The organism is Portibacter marinus, from assembly GCF_021533195.1.
GTDB classification, from domain to species: Bacteria; Bacteroidota; Bacteroidia; order Chitinophagales; family Saprospiraceae; genus Portibacter; species Portibacter marinus.
This window is the reverse complement of the sequence record NZ_JAJNKB010000005.1, coordinates 13,618-28,474: the sequence shown is the minus strand read 5'-3', so window position 1 is coordinate 28,474 and position 14,857 is coordinate 13,618. Positions and strand designations below refer to the sequence as shown.

Genomic DNA, 14,857 nt, shown 5'->3' with positions numbered 1-14,857 from the left:
TGGTTTGCGATTTTTTTAGCCGGCTTCACACTTGGCTCCCAATTTACCTTTTAACTGTTCGATTTCCTGCAGCAGTAAGTTGTACAGTTCGATTTGTCTGGTATTGACGCCAACGAACTCTAAGGATTCATTGAGTAGTCTGTTTCTCATTTCCCTGGATAGTCTGTTATCGTCTAAGGAAAGAACAGCCTCCTTTAATTCCTCATCCAAACCCACCGTCAATCGACCTTCATCCAAGGAAGCCAGCACAGTACCATTTTCAAAATAATCATCATGAGCAAACGAAATATCCACCGCATGTTGCCCATTGATCATGATGATGCTCTTCAATTCTTCCACTCTGTTAAAATAGTGATTAAGCGCTTTGATGATCGATTTATCGTTGATGATATTCAGATTGGCTCCTGATTTCAGATCTTCATACGCTGAATTATTGGGCTCAAAGTCAGAATAAACAGCCTTCGTCGCATTAGAAACCTGTGTGCCAATGTCAATTTTTGCTGAGCGATCATCTAATAGTAAGCGGACCGATTCATTGGAAGAGACCAACCGCTGTTCAGCCAATCTCAATAAGTTTTGAATTTGTTCCTGGTCTAATTTTACGTCATCTAGTAAACGGCAATAGTATTCCTTCTCCAGCTTTACTTTCTTACGATGGTCATTCCATTCATTTAATTGGAAAGCCAACAGAATGCCAATAGCAACCAGTGCAATTTCTCCAATGGCATATTTTAGGTATCGTCCAGTTTCACCTGCTGAAAGCAACCGTCGTCGAATCTTTCGAAAAAATTTAATCATGAGTTTAGTTGATATTCGTATCGAAGCGTTTCACCTCAAACGAACTTTTATTTACGATTTAACTTATAAATCGCTTCCGCAAATTTTTCTCCCAGGTCAATGTAGCCACTACTGTCATAGTGATAAGCGTCATAGTAACCATAGTTTTGCGTGCTTCGCACAATCGCCACCTTTTGTTCTGTTCGTGCATATTTTTCCTGCGCATATTGTACCAGTTCGCTGTATCTAAATACTTTTCCAGCATCATTTTTGCCTGAATCCGTAATCTTTCCAATGACAAGCGGCAGATCATCGACCCTCAATGCAGCACGCACCAAATCCATGAGACGTTTTAAATTGTCATAATACCTCAACGCCACTTCTTCCCTATAGGCATCACTTTCCCCCTGCATCCAAAGTATGCCCGATGGAATCAAAACATCCTCAACACCATTTCCATCAATGTCCTTCACTTTCATCGCCTCTTGCAGCGTTTTCAGAAAGTGGTCGTATTGATTGATCCCATTTTGTCCTTTAAAATCAGGTTCCCAAGAGCCATATCTTCCGGCAGCGACACTGTCTATCGAAGTTCCACCTCTTGAATATTTGATGATGGCTATTTTATCATTAGGATAGTATTCCTGGAGTTTCTTTGCGAATGAAAGTTCTGGTCCGAAAAAACCGGACAAATTATTTTCCTTTTCGGTCGCTGAAAATTCCCAGCCTTGCCCGGGAAGTAGTTTGGCCCAGATGCCCAATCCCCCGCTTTCATCCCCATCAGGAGCGGGATGACCGTGGAAGATCCATGATTCTCCGAGATTTGAATGAATAGAATCCGGCACTTCCTCGACAAGTCCAAATCCATCCATATTGGATTGACCACCTAAGTAAAAAAGTCTGAAAGTATCTTTAGCATTCTCCTGGGCTGACAATATTAGAGGCAAAAGAAAGAAAGTCAGCGCATAATTGATGGGTCTCATAAAGTTGGGTTTATAGGTTATACAGGGACACCACTTCCCTACCCTGCGAATTTAATCGATAAAATGAATAATGAACACACATTGATCTATAACTTATAAAATTCGCCCGCATCTACTTTTATGGTGGTTAATTCTACGGTATGTCCATCGGGATCTTTGGTATAAATGGAGTCGAAATAGTAATGATCCTGAATTTGGTAGCTCAATCCTAAATCCTTGTATTTTTCAATGGCCTTTTCAAAATTATGCCGGTTGACGTGGAATGCAAAGTGATCTATCTTGACATTTTTGGATGCAGGATTCAAGGAGTCATGATCCAGATTGGCCGGAAAAAGTGCTACACCAAACCCTTTCGACATCATGAAAACAGGAAATGCTCCCCATTCTGGTGGTTGAACTTTTTTTAGACCAAGTACTTTGGAATACCATTTTGCAGATTCGCCGAGATCTTTGACTCTAATGGCCACATGGTCTATGTATTGCAGGTCAATGGGCTCTGTCACAATTGAGGATTTACAAGCTTTAAATTTACTAATAATTAGCAATTAGTCTAATGCATCTTCATGATCCTGCATTACCATTCTACCAAGACCTTTTCCTGACCTTCTACCCTGCGTCAATCTGGAAACGGTGAAGATGGTCAGTAATCCAACAAACATTGACAGAGAACGAAAAGGAAAAATGACCTCACCGCCGGCAGTGCCCGGATAAGGCAAAAATGCAGGAATTCCAAGGCTTGCTTCTCCCCCACCCAATCGCAAGATCAATGCCACGGTAAAACCCGCAAGCGCACCATAAATATTAGACTTTTCATCATTGAAAGCACAAAAAAGTGCCGGAAACAAAAGACAATAGACAAAGTCGCTGCAGAGAAACCAGAGTTGGTACACACTCTCTACCCTTAGTGCCACCAAAGTAGCCGCGATACCAATAATCCAAATCGACTTTTTGGCTACAGCAACCAGATTTGCAGAAGTAGCATGAGGCTTGACGATGGGTTTGTATATGTTCCAGGTCAACATGGAGGAAGCAGACAAAATGGAAGAATCCACCGACGACATGACCGCTGCCGCGATAGCACCCAGGCCAATGGTAGCCACCCAGGGATTGGTCAGATAGCGAATGACATGGGGTAAAATAGCAGCCGCATTCTCAGGCTCCGGCAAACCCATAGCCGTCCAGTCGGCAAAAGAGCCAATCACACCGATCATCACCGAGGGGATAGCAGCAATCAGGCATAGAAATCCGGCGAATATCGAAAGTCTGACAGCGACGCCTTCATTTTTAGCAGAAAGCACCCTTTGGAAATAGACCTGCCATGGTATTCCGCCCAGCATCAACAATAAGGCATAATCCCACCACACCCAATAATAATCCCCCAGGGCCGCCCTGGAAGGTAGCAAGGTTGCTGCCGCTCCTTTTTGAGATTTGTACATTGCCCATACGGTGTCCGCATCTCCCACATGAGCAAGGGCTACAGGAACAACAATGATCAAACCGACCATCAAAATGATCATTTGAAAAACATCAGTCAAGGCCACTGCCCACAAACCACCAATGGCCGTATAGGCAATGGCAATGATGGCAGAGAAAATGATGGAAAGTTGCATATCGAGGCCCAACAAGGTAGAAAAGGTAATACCCAGCGCGGTCAAAATCGCCGCGGTCCAAAACAACTCACCCGTTAGTGCAGGAACAAAAAGCACGGCTGACATTTTCTTTCCAAACTTCTGTTTGAGCGGGTCCAACATTGTCTTAAACTCGAAACGACGCATTTTTCGCGCAAAAAGCAAGCCACCCAGAATCAGGCTCATGGCATATCCCCAGGGCGCCTGCACCCATACCAATCCATAATTACTGCTGTAAGTATTCTCCGCCGTTCCATTGATGTATCCCCCTCCTACCCAGGTAGCCGTCATGGTAAAGACGGCAACATAGAGGGGAATGGAACGACCGGCCAGCAGCAATTGATTGTAATCATTGGCCTGGTTTCTTTGGGCTGCATAGGTTCCAATCAGGAAAATGAGGAAGAAGAAAAAGACCATTGAGATGTAACCGCTCCAAAGCACATCGGCGTCGGTAAAAAAGTAGAGGATGACACCTTGCACGCTCAGTAAGAGAACAAGGATGATGGGCGCTAAAAAAATTCTTCTCAAGGTTATTAAACTTTTCGCTTGGCTTTCTTCGACCGGAAAGATGCGATAATTTTTTATAAATATTCTATATTGGGAAGATCGTCCTAAAAACTGTGAAACATGAGTCAAGCCAAAAACAAATTCCAATCCATTGCACTGGCATGGCTGGTCCATCTTTTCACGGCAACGGGTATCGTTTTCGGATTTTTGGCCATCCTCGCCACCAATGAAGCAGATTTTCGGACGGCCATGTTCTATCTGATCGTTGCAGCGGTCATTGATGGTGTGGACGGTACCCTGGCGAGGCGCTTCCGTGTAAAAGAAGTGTTGCCAAAGATCAACGGCAGCATGATCGATACCGTGGTAGACTTCACCAACTATGCGGTCGTGCCCACCTATATGATTTACAAGGCGGGCATCTTACCGGAATCGCTTGGCCTGTATTTGGCGGCTTTGATCTTATTGACCTCCGCCTCGTACTATGGAAAGGAAGGCATGGTCTACGAGGAAAAATACTTTATAGGCTTCCCTGTACTGTGGAATGTCGTCGCCTTTTTTTGCATCTTCGTTTTTAGTGATTACCTGATCCTCAATGCAATTCTCATCGTAGTATTGTCCATTCTGCATTTTGTACCCCTTAAGTTCCCCTATCCCAGCCGACCTTCGCGTTACCAGAAGTTGGACCTGGCAATCAGCGCCCTCTTAATGGGAACAATGCTAACGGTCATTTATTTCTGGCCGGTTGAATATGTCTTTCTGTCCTGGCTGGCTGTGGTTTGCGGCTTTTATTTTCTGGGCATGGCGGTGTGGAATACGGCGCGGGAGGCGTGAATCTCCTCCTGTACTAGTATATGGTGGAAGAAAAAAGACTCAATCCTTCAGCTCAGCAAACGAATCGGAGAATTTTCCACCTTTTTCGTATAATATTCCCCAATCTTTAAGGCAATGCATGAGAACTTAAAGCTCTGAAATATCAAAATCTACAAGATCATGCAAATATTTAAAGCTGCTATTCAAAGCGCAATTTTCTTTCTAATACTCATTATTTCTTTCTCCGCTTCCGGCCAAAACGTTGGAATCGGAACGAATAGTCCTCATCCATCAGCCATCCTGGAACTTAACAGTGATACATCCGGCATTCTTATACCGCGAATGACCGCTGCTCAAAGAGATGCGATTAGTTCCCCTACAGATGGATTACTGGTGTATGTAACCGAAGACCATAGCTTTTACTATTGCTTTGGTGCTCAGTGGTATAGGCTTGGCGACCGTGCCGTCCTGGTTTCAGATACAGACAATGATACCAAATTACAGGTTGAAGAGTCTGCTGACGAGGACATTTTGCGAATAGATCTTGGTGGAACGGAATACCTTAACATCGACGAAGGGCGAATCAATGTTGTTAATACCGGTAATTCAGTATTTATCGGTAATGGAGCAGGAGCGAACGACGATTTTACAATGAACGATAATATAGCAGTCGGCGAAGAAGCGCTTCATTTGAATACAACCGGTATTGGAAACATTGCGGTAGGAAGTTATAGTTTGCGTAATAACGAAAGTGGCCAACGAAACACTGCTGTGGGAGCTGTTTCCCTATATAACAATATAGTAGGAGGTTACAATACAGGATTGGGTACCGGAACGCTATTCAGTAATTTGAACGGTTCGTCTAATGTTGCCTTAGGTAACTATTCGTTGTACCAGAATACAGCAGGAAATGGAAACACTGCCATCGGAACATTTGCAGGTGAAAATACGATAGGAGGTGGTGGAGTCTTCATTGGATACAAAGCAGGGATGAATGAAATAAGAAGCAATCGCCTTTACATTGAAAATTCAGAAGCCGATTCTACAGCGGCGCTTATCTTCGGTAACTTTGAAACTAACTTCTTACGAATCAATGGCACCTTAGATGTAAATGGAGCATACAAGATGCCGGAAATCGATGGTTCTGCCGGACAGATACTAGCAACAGACGGTGCGGGTAGCGCGAACTGGACGGACCCCACACCAGAGTCAATTTTAGTGGATCTTGATAACGACACCAAGATTCAAGTAGAAGAAAGTAACGATGAGGACCGATTGCGTATAGATCTTGGTGGTACGGAGTATTTTATATTTGACAGGGGTCGAATCGATGTAGTAAATACGGGTAATTCTGTTTTTTTAGGTTTCGGTACCGGCGCGTCAGATGACCTGTCAAACAATCAGAATACCGCTATAGGCACACAATCACTTGTTTTAAATTCAACAGGAATTGCCAATTCAGCCCTGGGAATGCAGTCGCTAGTTGTGAATACTACAGGAGCTAATAATCTTGCATTAGGAGCTTACGGACTGTGGTCCAACAGAGATGGAAATTCCAACATAGCAGCAGGATATGAAGCCATGTATCTGAATGTCAATGGAAGCAGTAACACCGCTGTAGGAGATCATGTTATGCGTAGCAATAGAAGCGGAAACCGAAACAGCGCATTGGGTCACAATGCTCTTTACAGAAATCAAACTGGCAATGGCAATACTGCATTAGGATCCGAGGCTGGTTTTAATGTACTTGGCGATAGTAGCGTTTTTATCGGGATTACTGCAGGTAGGAACGAGACTGCCGGGCATCGACTTTATATCGAAAACTCACCAGCTGACGAAACGAATGCCCTAATCTACGGTGAATTTGACAATGATTTGTTGCGAGTGAATGGGACGCTTAATATTAATAGCGCCTATAATTTGCCTCAAACAGATGGAAGTATAGGGCAAATCTTAACTACAGATGGAGCAGGAAATGCGAATTGGACAGATCAGGTTTTAACAGGTGCAATAACTGATATCGATAATGATACCAAAATACAAGTTGAGGAAATCGCAGATGAAGATCAGATACGTTTCGACCTCAATGGTATAGAATATTTTGTAATGGACGAAGGTCGAATCAACGTCTTGAATACGGGGGAGTCCGTCTTCATCGGTCAAGACGCCGGAATGTTAGATGACCTCACCTCTAATAAAAATGTTTTTGTAGGTTTTGAATCCGGAAAAGCGAATACGATTGGTGGACAAAATGTTGCATTAGGATATCGTGCAATGTCCGCTAATACCAGTGGTTTCAACAATTCAGCCTTAGGTCTTAATGCATTACTGGTTAATACGACCGGTCACAATAATACTGCAGTCGGCATCGGCGCACTGTCTTCAGTAACAGGTGGGATTTTCAATACTGCAGTAGGTTCAGGGTCGGGAAATAATACAAATGGCTCCAATAACGTATCCGTTGGAAATCGATCGCTCTTTAGCAATACAACGGGTTCGTCTAATGTCTCCATAGGAGCCTCTGCAGGTCATAATGCTACTGGATCCGGAGGCATATTCCTCGGATTTTCAGCTGGTTTTAACGAAACACAAAGTAATCGTTTATATATTGAGAATTCGTCAGCTGACGCAAATAATGCGCTGATCTATGGTGAATTTGATAACGACTATCTTCGCGTGAATGGACACTTAAGTATACGTAATGGATTTAGTGATGGGGACAAAGACACAAAAATCCAGGTAGAAGAAGGCCTCGACGATGATATTATTCGGTTCGATATTGCCGGTGAAGAGCGTTTCATTATGCGTAAAGGTAGACTTGATTTCTTGAACGACGCAGGATCCGTATTTATTGGAAAAGATGCCGGTTTGGTTGACGATTTGATTTTTGGTGGAAATGTAGGTATAGGTGATGGTGCGTTGATGTCAAATACTTCGGGAGGTAGCAATGTTGCAATAGGCCGTGCTGCACTCAATTCTAATACCACAGCTAATAGCAATGTGGGTATCGGACCAACTGCACTTTTCGCAAATACAATTGGCAACTCTAACGTAGCGGTGGGTGCTTCGGCAGGTTCATCGACTATTGGCAGCGGAAGTATTTTTATAGGAACTGCAGCAGGAAAAAATGAGGTAAATGGAAATAGATTGTATATCGAACCTACAAGTGCTGGTGAAAACGACGCTCTAATCTTCGGGGATTTTGGTACGGATCGACTCAAACTGAACGGTTCCGTTAAAATTTACAACCGAAACGCATCGAAGAATATTTTCGAAGTTACCAATGCTGCCATGACACAAGTTCTCGTTGTCGGCGAAGACAAATCGATTGCTATGCCTGCAATGGCTACTGGTACTGGAAATCCTGTGAATATTACTGCTAGTGGCAAGTTGGTTCGCAACACATCGACACGACGTGATAAGAGAAATATCGAGGATTTCGAAGTCGATTTTAACAAGGTTTTGGGCGTCCAGCCCCGACGGTATAATCGCCCTCATTCTCCCGAGATAAAAGAGATAGGCTATATTGCTGAAGAGATGGATAGCCTCGGACTTCATGAACTGGTTGTTCGTTCGGAAGAAGGCGTCATCGAGGGAATCTTTTACGACAAAATCGTGCTTTATACGAACGAGATAGTGAAGCAGCACGATAAGGAGATTAGCAAACTAAAAGATATGGTTGCCAGCCAGCAAGCACTCATAGAACGTCAAAGCTTGCTTCTCGAAAAGCTATTGAATAGCCAAAAAGCAAGTGTAGCAGAACAAAAGCAAGTAGAGCTTAGTGATCAAAGGGAAGAATAAGGGTTTATTCTTGAGAGGAGAGGTTAGCTCTCGCGGTCTTAAATCTTAATCAACTTCTTCAAACAAAGTTGCTCGAAGAGGTCACATTGGATCAAGATAAAAATGGGACCACTGGGTAGATCTTCTATGTTGATGATCAGGGGAGAATTGGTGTTCGAGTAATCTTGCAGAACTTGTCCATTGATATTGAGCAGTTGAATCGTCGCATTGGCGAAGTTGCCTTCGATTTTCACTGTATTGCTCGACGGATTCGGAAAGACCTCTATGTAGCCATCATCCACCTCTATGTGGGCTTGATTTGCCCTCTCACTTCCTTCGAATGCACCTCTCGATGGAGGCTGATCAAATAGATTCTGATCGAAATCTCTGGTAGGTTCCTCGACCATCAGTCCTGTTCCTACTGCCGGACTGGAAGGAGGTATTCTATAATTTTCTGTGCTAACATCCACGAATTGTGGATCTGCTATCAGCTGATTCGCATCTGTGACGGGCAAGTTAGGCGACCAGGTATTGCTGCTTCGATTATACCACAGGTTATGGCTGAATGTGAAAGTTTCCGGAGCCGTATTGGATCCGATATTCACTTCTGTCAAATCACTTTCTAAATGGACGATATTGTTGCTAAATTCATTGTCGCCACAAGGCAGGAATCCAGGTTCAGTCGTTTCTTGCAGAATACGCATCACCCAGTTGTCCGGGTTATAGAAAGTGTTATGGTACACTTTGGCACGAATACAGCCCACGAAGGCTACTGGCGCCCGACAACCAATGAATACATTCGAAAACACTTCGAGGTCTGCAGCTTCGAAAGCTTCTACAATAGGATCCGGCAGTGGCGGTCTAAAAAATTGCAATCCTGTACTTCCACCCAGATTCAGAGCTCTTTGAGCAATATTCTTGAAGGTGTTTCGCTGAATTCTGATAAACTGAGTGCCCCCTTTGTTTTGGATGCCGCTGGTCCCCGAATGATCAAAGAAACAATCCTGCACAGTGCCCCAATGGCATCCTACAAAATCAACACCACTCCCTCCGCTGCCACCATTGATAAAACTGCAACGCTCTATTAAAAAACTATCGACCCCTGACATTTTCAGCAGGTCGTTATTTCCAGTTGCTGCTATATCTCGAAAGATACAGTTACGGATGGTGATAAATTTGGATGGAGAAGAATAGTCACCACCATCGTCAATATTGATACCGTTGCCCGTTTGCTGCTCGATGACCAAACCATCGAGGATGAGATGAGAGCAGTTTATCAGATGTATGGCCTCCGTTCCGCCACGAAAAATACTCTGGTGCTGCACCTCAGCCTTGATCACGATCGGCTTTGATTCAGTACCATTCAATGTTAGAAACTGAGTGCCATCCTGAAAGACTTGCGATTGCAACAACAAGGTATCACCTGGCATAACAGAACTCTCTGCCGCCTCCAGGTTACTAAAGTCACCGGTCGCACCTATGGTAATGACTTGGGCATTACTCAAATATTGACTAAGCATTGCGCCTAGAATAACCATGTATATCCTAATCATATCAATGAGTGTTAGTGACTCAGCAAAAGTACATGCAAATTCCAGGTTACTATGTGCTCGCTATTACATTAATCCTCTTCTAAAATAAATTTCAATCCATCATAAAAACTTGGATAGGGTACATGTCCATAATCCTCATATGTCTTGTAGAGGAATTTCTTTTTTTCCTCATTTCATCGTTGATCTTTGCTGACAATTCGTGCATGGATTGATGAACTTCTTGCTGAGGATCGTAAGGGTCATGTAATGAATTGGCCACAAATAATTTCTTGCCGTGGTATGCTTGCTTGTGCTCGAATGACTCCGCAATCAATGTCTCAAAGTAAGGATTCATGTCTTCAAACCATCCTGCACTAGTGCCAATGGAATGGTCAAATAATTCCGGATTTTTCAGAAACGCAAATATGACGAATAAACCTTTACTCCAATATTAAAGAGGACCTCCTGAGAAAAAGAGATAGTGATTAATAATAAGCAAAGGGAAGAAAGTTAGAACTGGTTTTATCATGTTAGATTACTAAAGAAATTTTTACAAATTCACTTTAAGATAATTGTCAATAATTCCTATCAACTTATTTGCTTCCAAAATAGCTTGCTGCGACATATCAATTTCGCCATTACCTCGAAGCATTCTTCCAATCAGCACATTTTCAATATTTGGATCGTCTCAAAAGAGATTGGTGTTATCCAAACTTAAATCTCTATTTCGTGAATGGCGATTCAACTCGGGAAAGTAAGTTCCCAGCTCCATTCTATTATATATGAAATCCTCAACCCGTAGCTTTACAAACATATTGTTTTGTTCTACTACGCTGGAAATTTTATCTAAAAAAACATAGTATCTATAAATAGACTCTTTGAATTCCTGGTCTTTAATCCATTGAAAATGCGACCCTGACTCCATTGACTTGAAAGTAGTGTTGTTAGGTAAAAATGTTCTTTCTGAAGCCAGATCACCTATACTGTCGGCAAAAACTGAAAGCGGTTTATTCTCATAATCAGGTGATGCAATGATTTTAAATGTGAAATCAATATGTTTTAGCAGCGTTTTAGTATGTTCAATTTGCCTGTTCAGGTCTTTAATATCTTCATTTAAATTCACTTTCAATGAAGTGAGTGATGTCCTGATCGAAGCCTTTTCTTTTTTGGATTCATTCCAATTATTTATTTGCAAAGCAATCAGGATTCCAATGACGACAAGAAAAATTTCTCCGATGGCGTATAATAAGTATTTGCTCACCTTGTTTTCGGCAAGCAATCTTTGGCGAATTTTTCTAAAGAATTTTATCATTTTTTAGCGGTGGGTTATAATGAAGCTCGACGGCAGTCTGTCTAAAAACTAACCCCTAATATATAGATATTAAGTGCAAGTAGACTGTCATGAATTGTAGGATTGCAAAGGTTTGATTACACGTCTGTGATCATTGATGAAGTGCTTTATAATCAAAATGCTGATTTTATTAAGGTTTTTATGCTCTGATCACTCTATTCTACCACATCTCCCATCCCATGACATTCTTTTGGTTATATTTTTAAAAATAAAGTTTTGCTATGATGCCTAATTAAAGTGAGCTTTTAGGGCAACATTCTTCTGATTCAATATGACAATTTCAAAGGCGGATTTATCCAAAACTAAAGTAACCTTTTTATCATCCGTCTCTTGTATATCATAAGGAACGGCTTTGCCGACTTTCTCACCTTTTTTGTAGGCAAGCACCAAACATGGGCACTGGATATTTTCTTCAACAAATGATAGTTCCACTTCTTTATGATCACCATACACCATCCATTGGGGACGATCGTACTTTTTACTTCTTGGATGGAAAACTGCTATGTCATACCTGAATGTGCCCATAGGAGGTAAATCAAGAGAGGTTTGCTTTCGTTGCTGACCAAATAGCTCACCAGATTCATTGACAAAAACACTAGGTCTTTCTAAATCTGTAATCTGATAATACGAGTTTTCGTAATCCCTTTGACCCTTTTCAGAATAAATAGTCTGACTTATGGTTAATGGGTCAATTCCTGTAAATTCCGTCAATCTCCCTGCCATCGCCTTTCCCCAACCCATGGAATTATTAGGCATAGCGCCTTCGTACACATGATCAAAACCACAATGAATTAATATCTTTTCGTTAGGGTATAGATTTAGATAAGATTCAATATTCCGGGCTTGATTAATTTCTCTCTCCTTCCCGTTAGCATGTCCACTGCTTTCGTATCCAAATATATTGAAACCCATATCAAAGGCAGTTCTTATTAAATTGCCAAATTGAGGTTCTTGTGTAAAATATCCAGAATCAAGAATAGGATAACCATTGGCTTGCATAATTGAATCTGCTTGAGGGGTATTAAAATATCCTTCCATTCCTAGGTGCTTAAACCCTCTTTTTTTGAGTCCTTCAAGTAGTCGAGTGGTAAAAATTCGATGTTGGGGCATTTGATGAGCTTCATTTATAATAACTACTTGGTGCTCTTCAGCTTTATTCAATATGTAATCTATTGCATCCATTGCTTTGTAGTGGCCAAAACTATCTCGTTGTTCCTGAGTAAGTCCAATTTCAATTGATTCCCTCCTATCCCAGATCTCATGCATCCTTTCTATGTTTCCGATTTTAGCAAATTCCCATGCTGTTCTATCGACAATTGTAGGAAAGGTATCCCAATATGAAGAAAAATTATATGGCCTCTCATTGGACTCTGTATCAAAATGAAAGTCAAACTCCACAAAATCTAACTTTTCATAATCTTTATTTTTAGTGTTGCAGGTAATGCTCAGCAAAGTAATAGCAATAAACAATAAGCGTTTCATTCATCAGTTTTTATGCCCGATAAGTTAAATGTTATCTTCTTTACTAAGATAAATACACATTAGAAAATGCGCAAAATCTACTAAATTACATAAAACTGTTCTGAGACCTACTAACTCAGCTAGTACACTTATCACATCCATCAGATATCACTATTCAACCTCTACCGCAAAAATACACTACCACCAGCCTTCTCTGGCCTATCTACCTAAAAATCAACATTCCATGAAATTCGAAGAAGGTGTCATTCGATTATACATTGCAAAAGGCATTTGCCAACTAATCTCCCTACTTCTTCTCCTTATTAGATTTTTCAGGGTGACTTTCTATCATTTCCAACATCCTTTTGGCGTTCTCTCCCGTCACCCCTTCAGGATCCATCTTAAGTGCTTTGTTGTAAAGCTCAATCGCCTTGTCCTTATCTCCCGCTTTTAAATAAGCCTCTGCCAGACTGTCCCAAGTATTAGCAGAGTCTGGGAAAAGTTGGGTATTCATTTGAAACACAAAAACAGCCTCTTGGCTTCTTCCCTGATTTAAAAGGCGGTACCCTACTTTGTTAAATTCACCTTCAAAATTAAAAAATTGATACTGAGGATTATTCACCATTCTAGCAGCCTCGGACTGGACTTTCTCCATATCGCCCTTAATAAACAGGTCCGTTAGATATCCCATAGGATCGAGAACGAAATTGTCACCTTCAAAATTAAGTGCTGCCTTAAGTGCCGGATCATCGTTATTTTTGTACTCTTCAAAGGTCATGTCCACTGCAACATGAGGAGCAGTCCACTTTGCTCCCTCCCATTGCGGTTTGTCTTGCCACCATGCAAAGGAGAGAAATACAGGGATTTTACTATTCGGCAATTCTAGACGATTATTGTCTCCATAAAAGTTAACGTTCTCAGAGGAAGGTTCTCCTACGAAGACTACATTGGTATAATTGTCTAATTCATTGATCAGGTTTTGACATGCGGAGAAGGTTCGACGCCCTATAATCACGATAAACTTACCGACCTGATTGATTTTTTCAGTCTCTATGACTCCGGTTACCACCGCTTTATTCTTATAATTATTTCCCCCTCCATTCAGCCTAACGTCGAGTACTAGTCGCTCAACTTCATTGTCTTCAATAAATTCGAAGACCTTCTCATAAAAAGCAGGAATATTCTCTTCCGGATCATCCTGAATTTGACTTTGTCTTACGTATACCGTTTTTTCTTCCGGCAAGTATTCATAGTAGTAAATTTTATCCAGATTTTTCAGGTAGTAAGGTGTTTTAGATTGATCACGTGCATCCACCCAATCTTCTGACTGCGTGACAAAGCCATATTTGGTATCCATAGTTTCACCTGAGGGCAATGCCTCAATAGTAGAAGTAAAGGTCTTGCCTTCTTTTTCAAAAATGATTTCCACATCGTCCGATAACTCCGGGATGACTTTCTGTGCATGCAATACCGCCGGCATGGACAAATAGCGCAGTCCATATGCTTTAAAATATTGATCATTTTCGTTCGGCGGCACTGGATAAATAGCTTCTAAAGCATCCGCTGTTTTCATCGAGCCAATTTGAATCACCTTCGCACCGACCAATTCTTCGTAATCCTTGTGGGCACCTTGAATGTAAAGCCCGTCTTTAAATAGATAGAAGTTGACAGGTAACTGTCGAAAAATACTATTGTGGTGTCTGAATCCCAATGCGGTATGTCCATACTTAAATGAAGATATGAGTCGTGCCAATCCCACTACGATTTCGTGCGATTCTAAATTGGGAATTTCCTCGCTGAGTTCTTCTACTGCCTTGTCAAATTCTTCGGCTGTGGTTTTCTTGACTAGAAATGGATAGTCGGTGTGTACGGTTTCTTGAATAAATCGTAGATCTTGTTCCCATTGATCTTTTGTTAAATCGTATTGGGCTAGTAGCTGGCAAGAGATGATCGCCAGAAGACAAGCAATTGCTGTTTTCATATTTGAATTTTAAATGATCATTATACTACTAAGACGGCAAAAAATATGAA

Annotated in this window: 11 protein-coding genes; 2 read left to right on the top strand and 9 right to left on the bottom strand. The window is 41.6% G+C overall.

Translation table 11 applies throughout. The features are described from left to right. Positions 1–15: 15 nt before the first annotated feature. From L2567_RS12890 to L2567_RS12875, 4 genes are all read right to left on the bottom strand, one after another. Entirely contained in the window at positions 16–798 is a 783-nt protein-coding gene (locus tag L2567_RS12890) for a DUF6090 family protein (protein WP_235298198.1), read from the bottom strand. 47 nt (positions 799–845) lie between these two features. Beyond that, a complete protein-coding gene (locus tag L2567_RS12885) occupies positions 846–1,757 on the bottom strand; it encodes a sialate O-acetylesterase (protein ID WP_235298197.1) in 912 nt (303 codons plus the stop codon). An 86-nt stretch (positions 1,758–1,843) separates the two neighbouring features. Beyond that, complete coding sequence (locus L2567_RS12880) at positions 1,844–2,260, bottom strand: VOC family protein (RefSeq protein ID WP_235298196.1); 417 nt, start codon at positions 2,258–2,260, stop codon at positions 1,844–1,846. A gap of 42 nt (positions 2,261–2,302) precedes the next feature. After that, positions 2,303–4,021 carry a sodium:solute symporter family protein gene (locus L2567_RS12875; RefSeq protein WP_235298195.1) on the bottom strand — a complete coding sequence of 573 codons (1,719 nt, stop codon included), beginning with the start codon at positions 4,019–4,021 and terminating at the stop codon, positions 2,303–2,305. Here L2567_RS12875 and L2567_RS12870 point away from each other — a divergent pair. Together L2567_RS12870 and L2567_RS12865 are read left to right on the top strand one after the other, a co-directional pair. Next, complete coding sequence (locus L2567_RS12870) at positions 4,013–4,723, top strand: CDP-alcohol phosphatidyltransferase family protein (protein WP_235298194.1); 711 nt, start codon at positions 4,013–4,015, stop codon at positions 4,721–4,723. The two genes, L2567_RS12875 and L2567_RS12870, sit on opposite strands and share 9 nt — an antisense overlap. Positions 4,724–4,882: 159 nt before the next feature. Then, on the top strand, positions 4,883–8,503 hold the full coding sequence (locus tag L2567_RS12865) for a hypothetical protein (protein WP_235298193.1): 3,621 nt from the start codon (positions 4,883–4,885) through the stop codon (positions 8,501–8,503). Positions 8,504–8,541: 38 nt separating this feature from the next. Here L2567_RS12865 and L2567_RS12860 read toward each other — a convergent pair whose 3' ends face one another. The 5 genes from L2567_RS12860 to L2567_RS12840 form a co-directional block, all read right to left on the bottom strand. Next, complete coding sequence (locus L2567_RS12860) at positions 8,542–10,035, bottom strand: right-handed parallel beta-helix repeat-containing protein (RefSeq protein ID WP_235298192.1); 1,494 nt, start codon at positions 10,033–10,035, stop codon at positions 8,542–8,544. Between the two features lie 91 nt (positions 10,036–10,126). Beyond that, on the bottom strand, positions 10,127–10,369 hold the full coding sequence (locus tag L2567_RS12855) for a hypothetical protein (RefSeq protein ID WP_235298191.1): 243 nt from the start codon (positions 10,367–10,369) through the stop codon (positions 10,127–10,129). 333 nt (positions 10,370–10,702) lie between these two features. After that, the gene (locus L2567_RS12850) at positions 10,703–11,326 is read right to left on the bottom strand and encodes a DUF6090 family protein (RefSeq protein WP_235298190.1); all 624 of its coding nucleotides are present in this window, start codon (positions 11,324–11,326) and stop codon (positions 10,703–10,705) included. Positions 11,327–11,593: 267 nt separating this feature from the next. Further along, positions 11,594–12,847, bottom strand: coding sequence for a hypothetical protein (locus tag L2567_RS12845; RefSeq protein WP_235298189.1), 1,254 nt, complete (start codon positions 12,845–12,847; stop codon positions 11,594–11,596). Between the two features lie 286 nt (positions 12,848–13,133). Further along, positions 13,134–14,807, bottom strand: coding sequence for a tetratricopeptide repeat protein (locus L2567_RS12840; protein WP_235298188.1), 1,674 nt, complete (start codon positions 14,805–14,807; stop codon positions 13,134–13,136). Positions 14,808–14,857 lie beyond the last annotated feature (50 nt).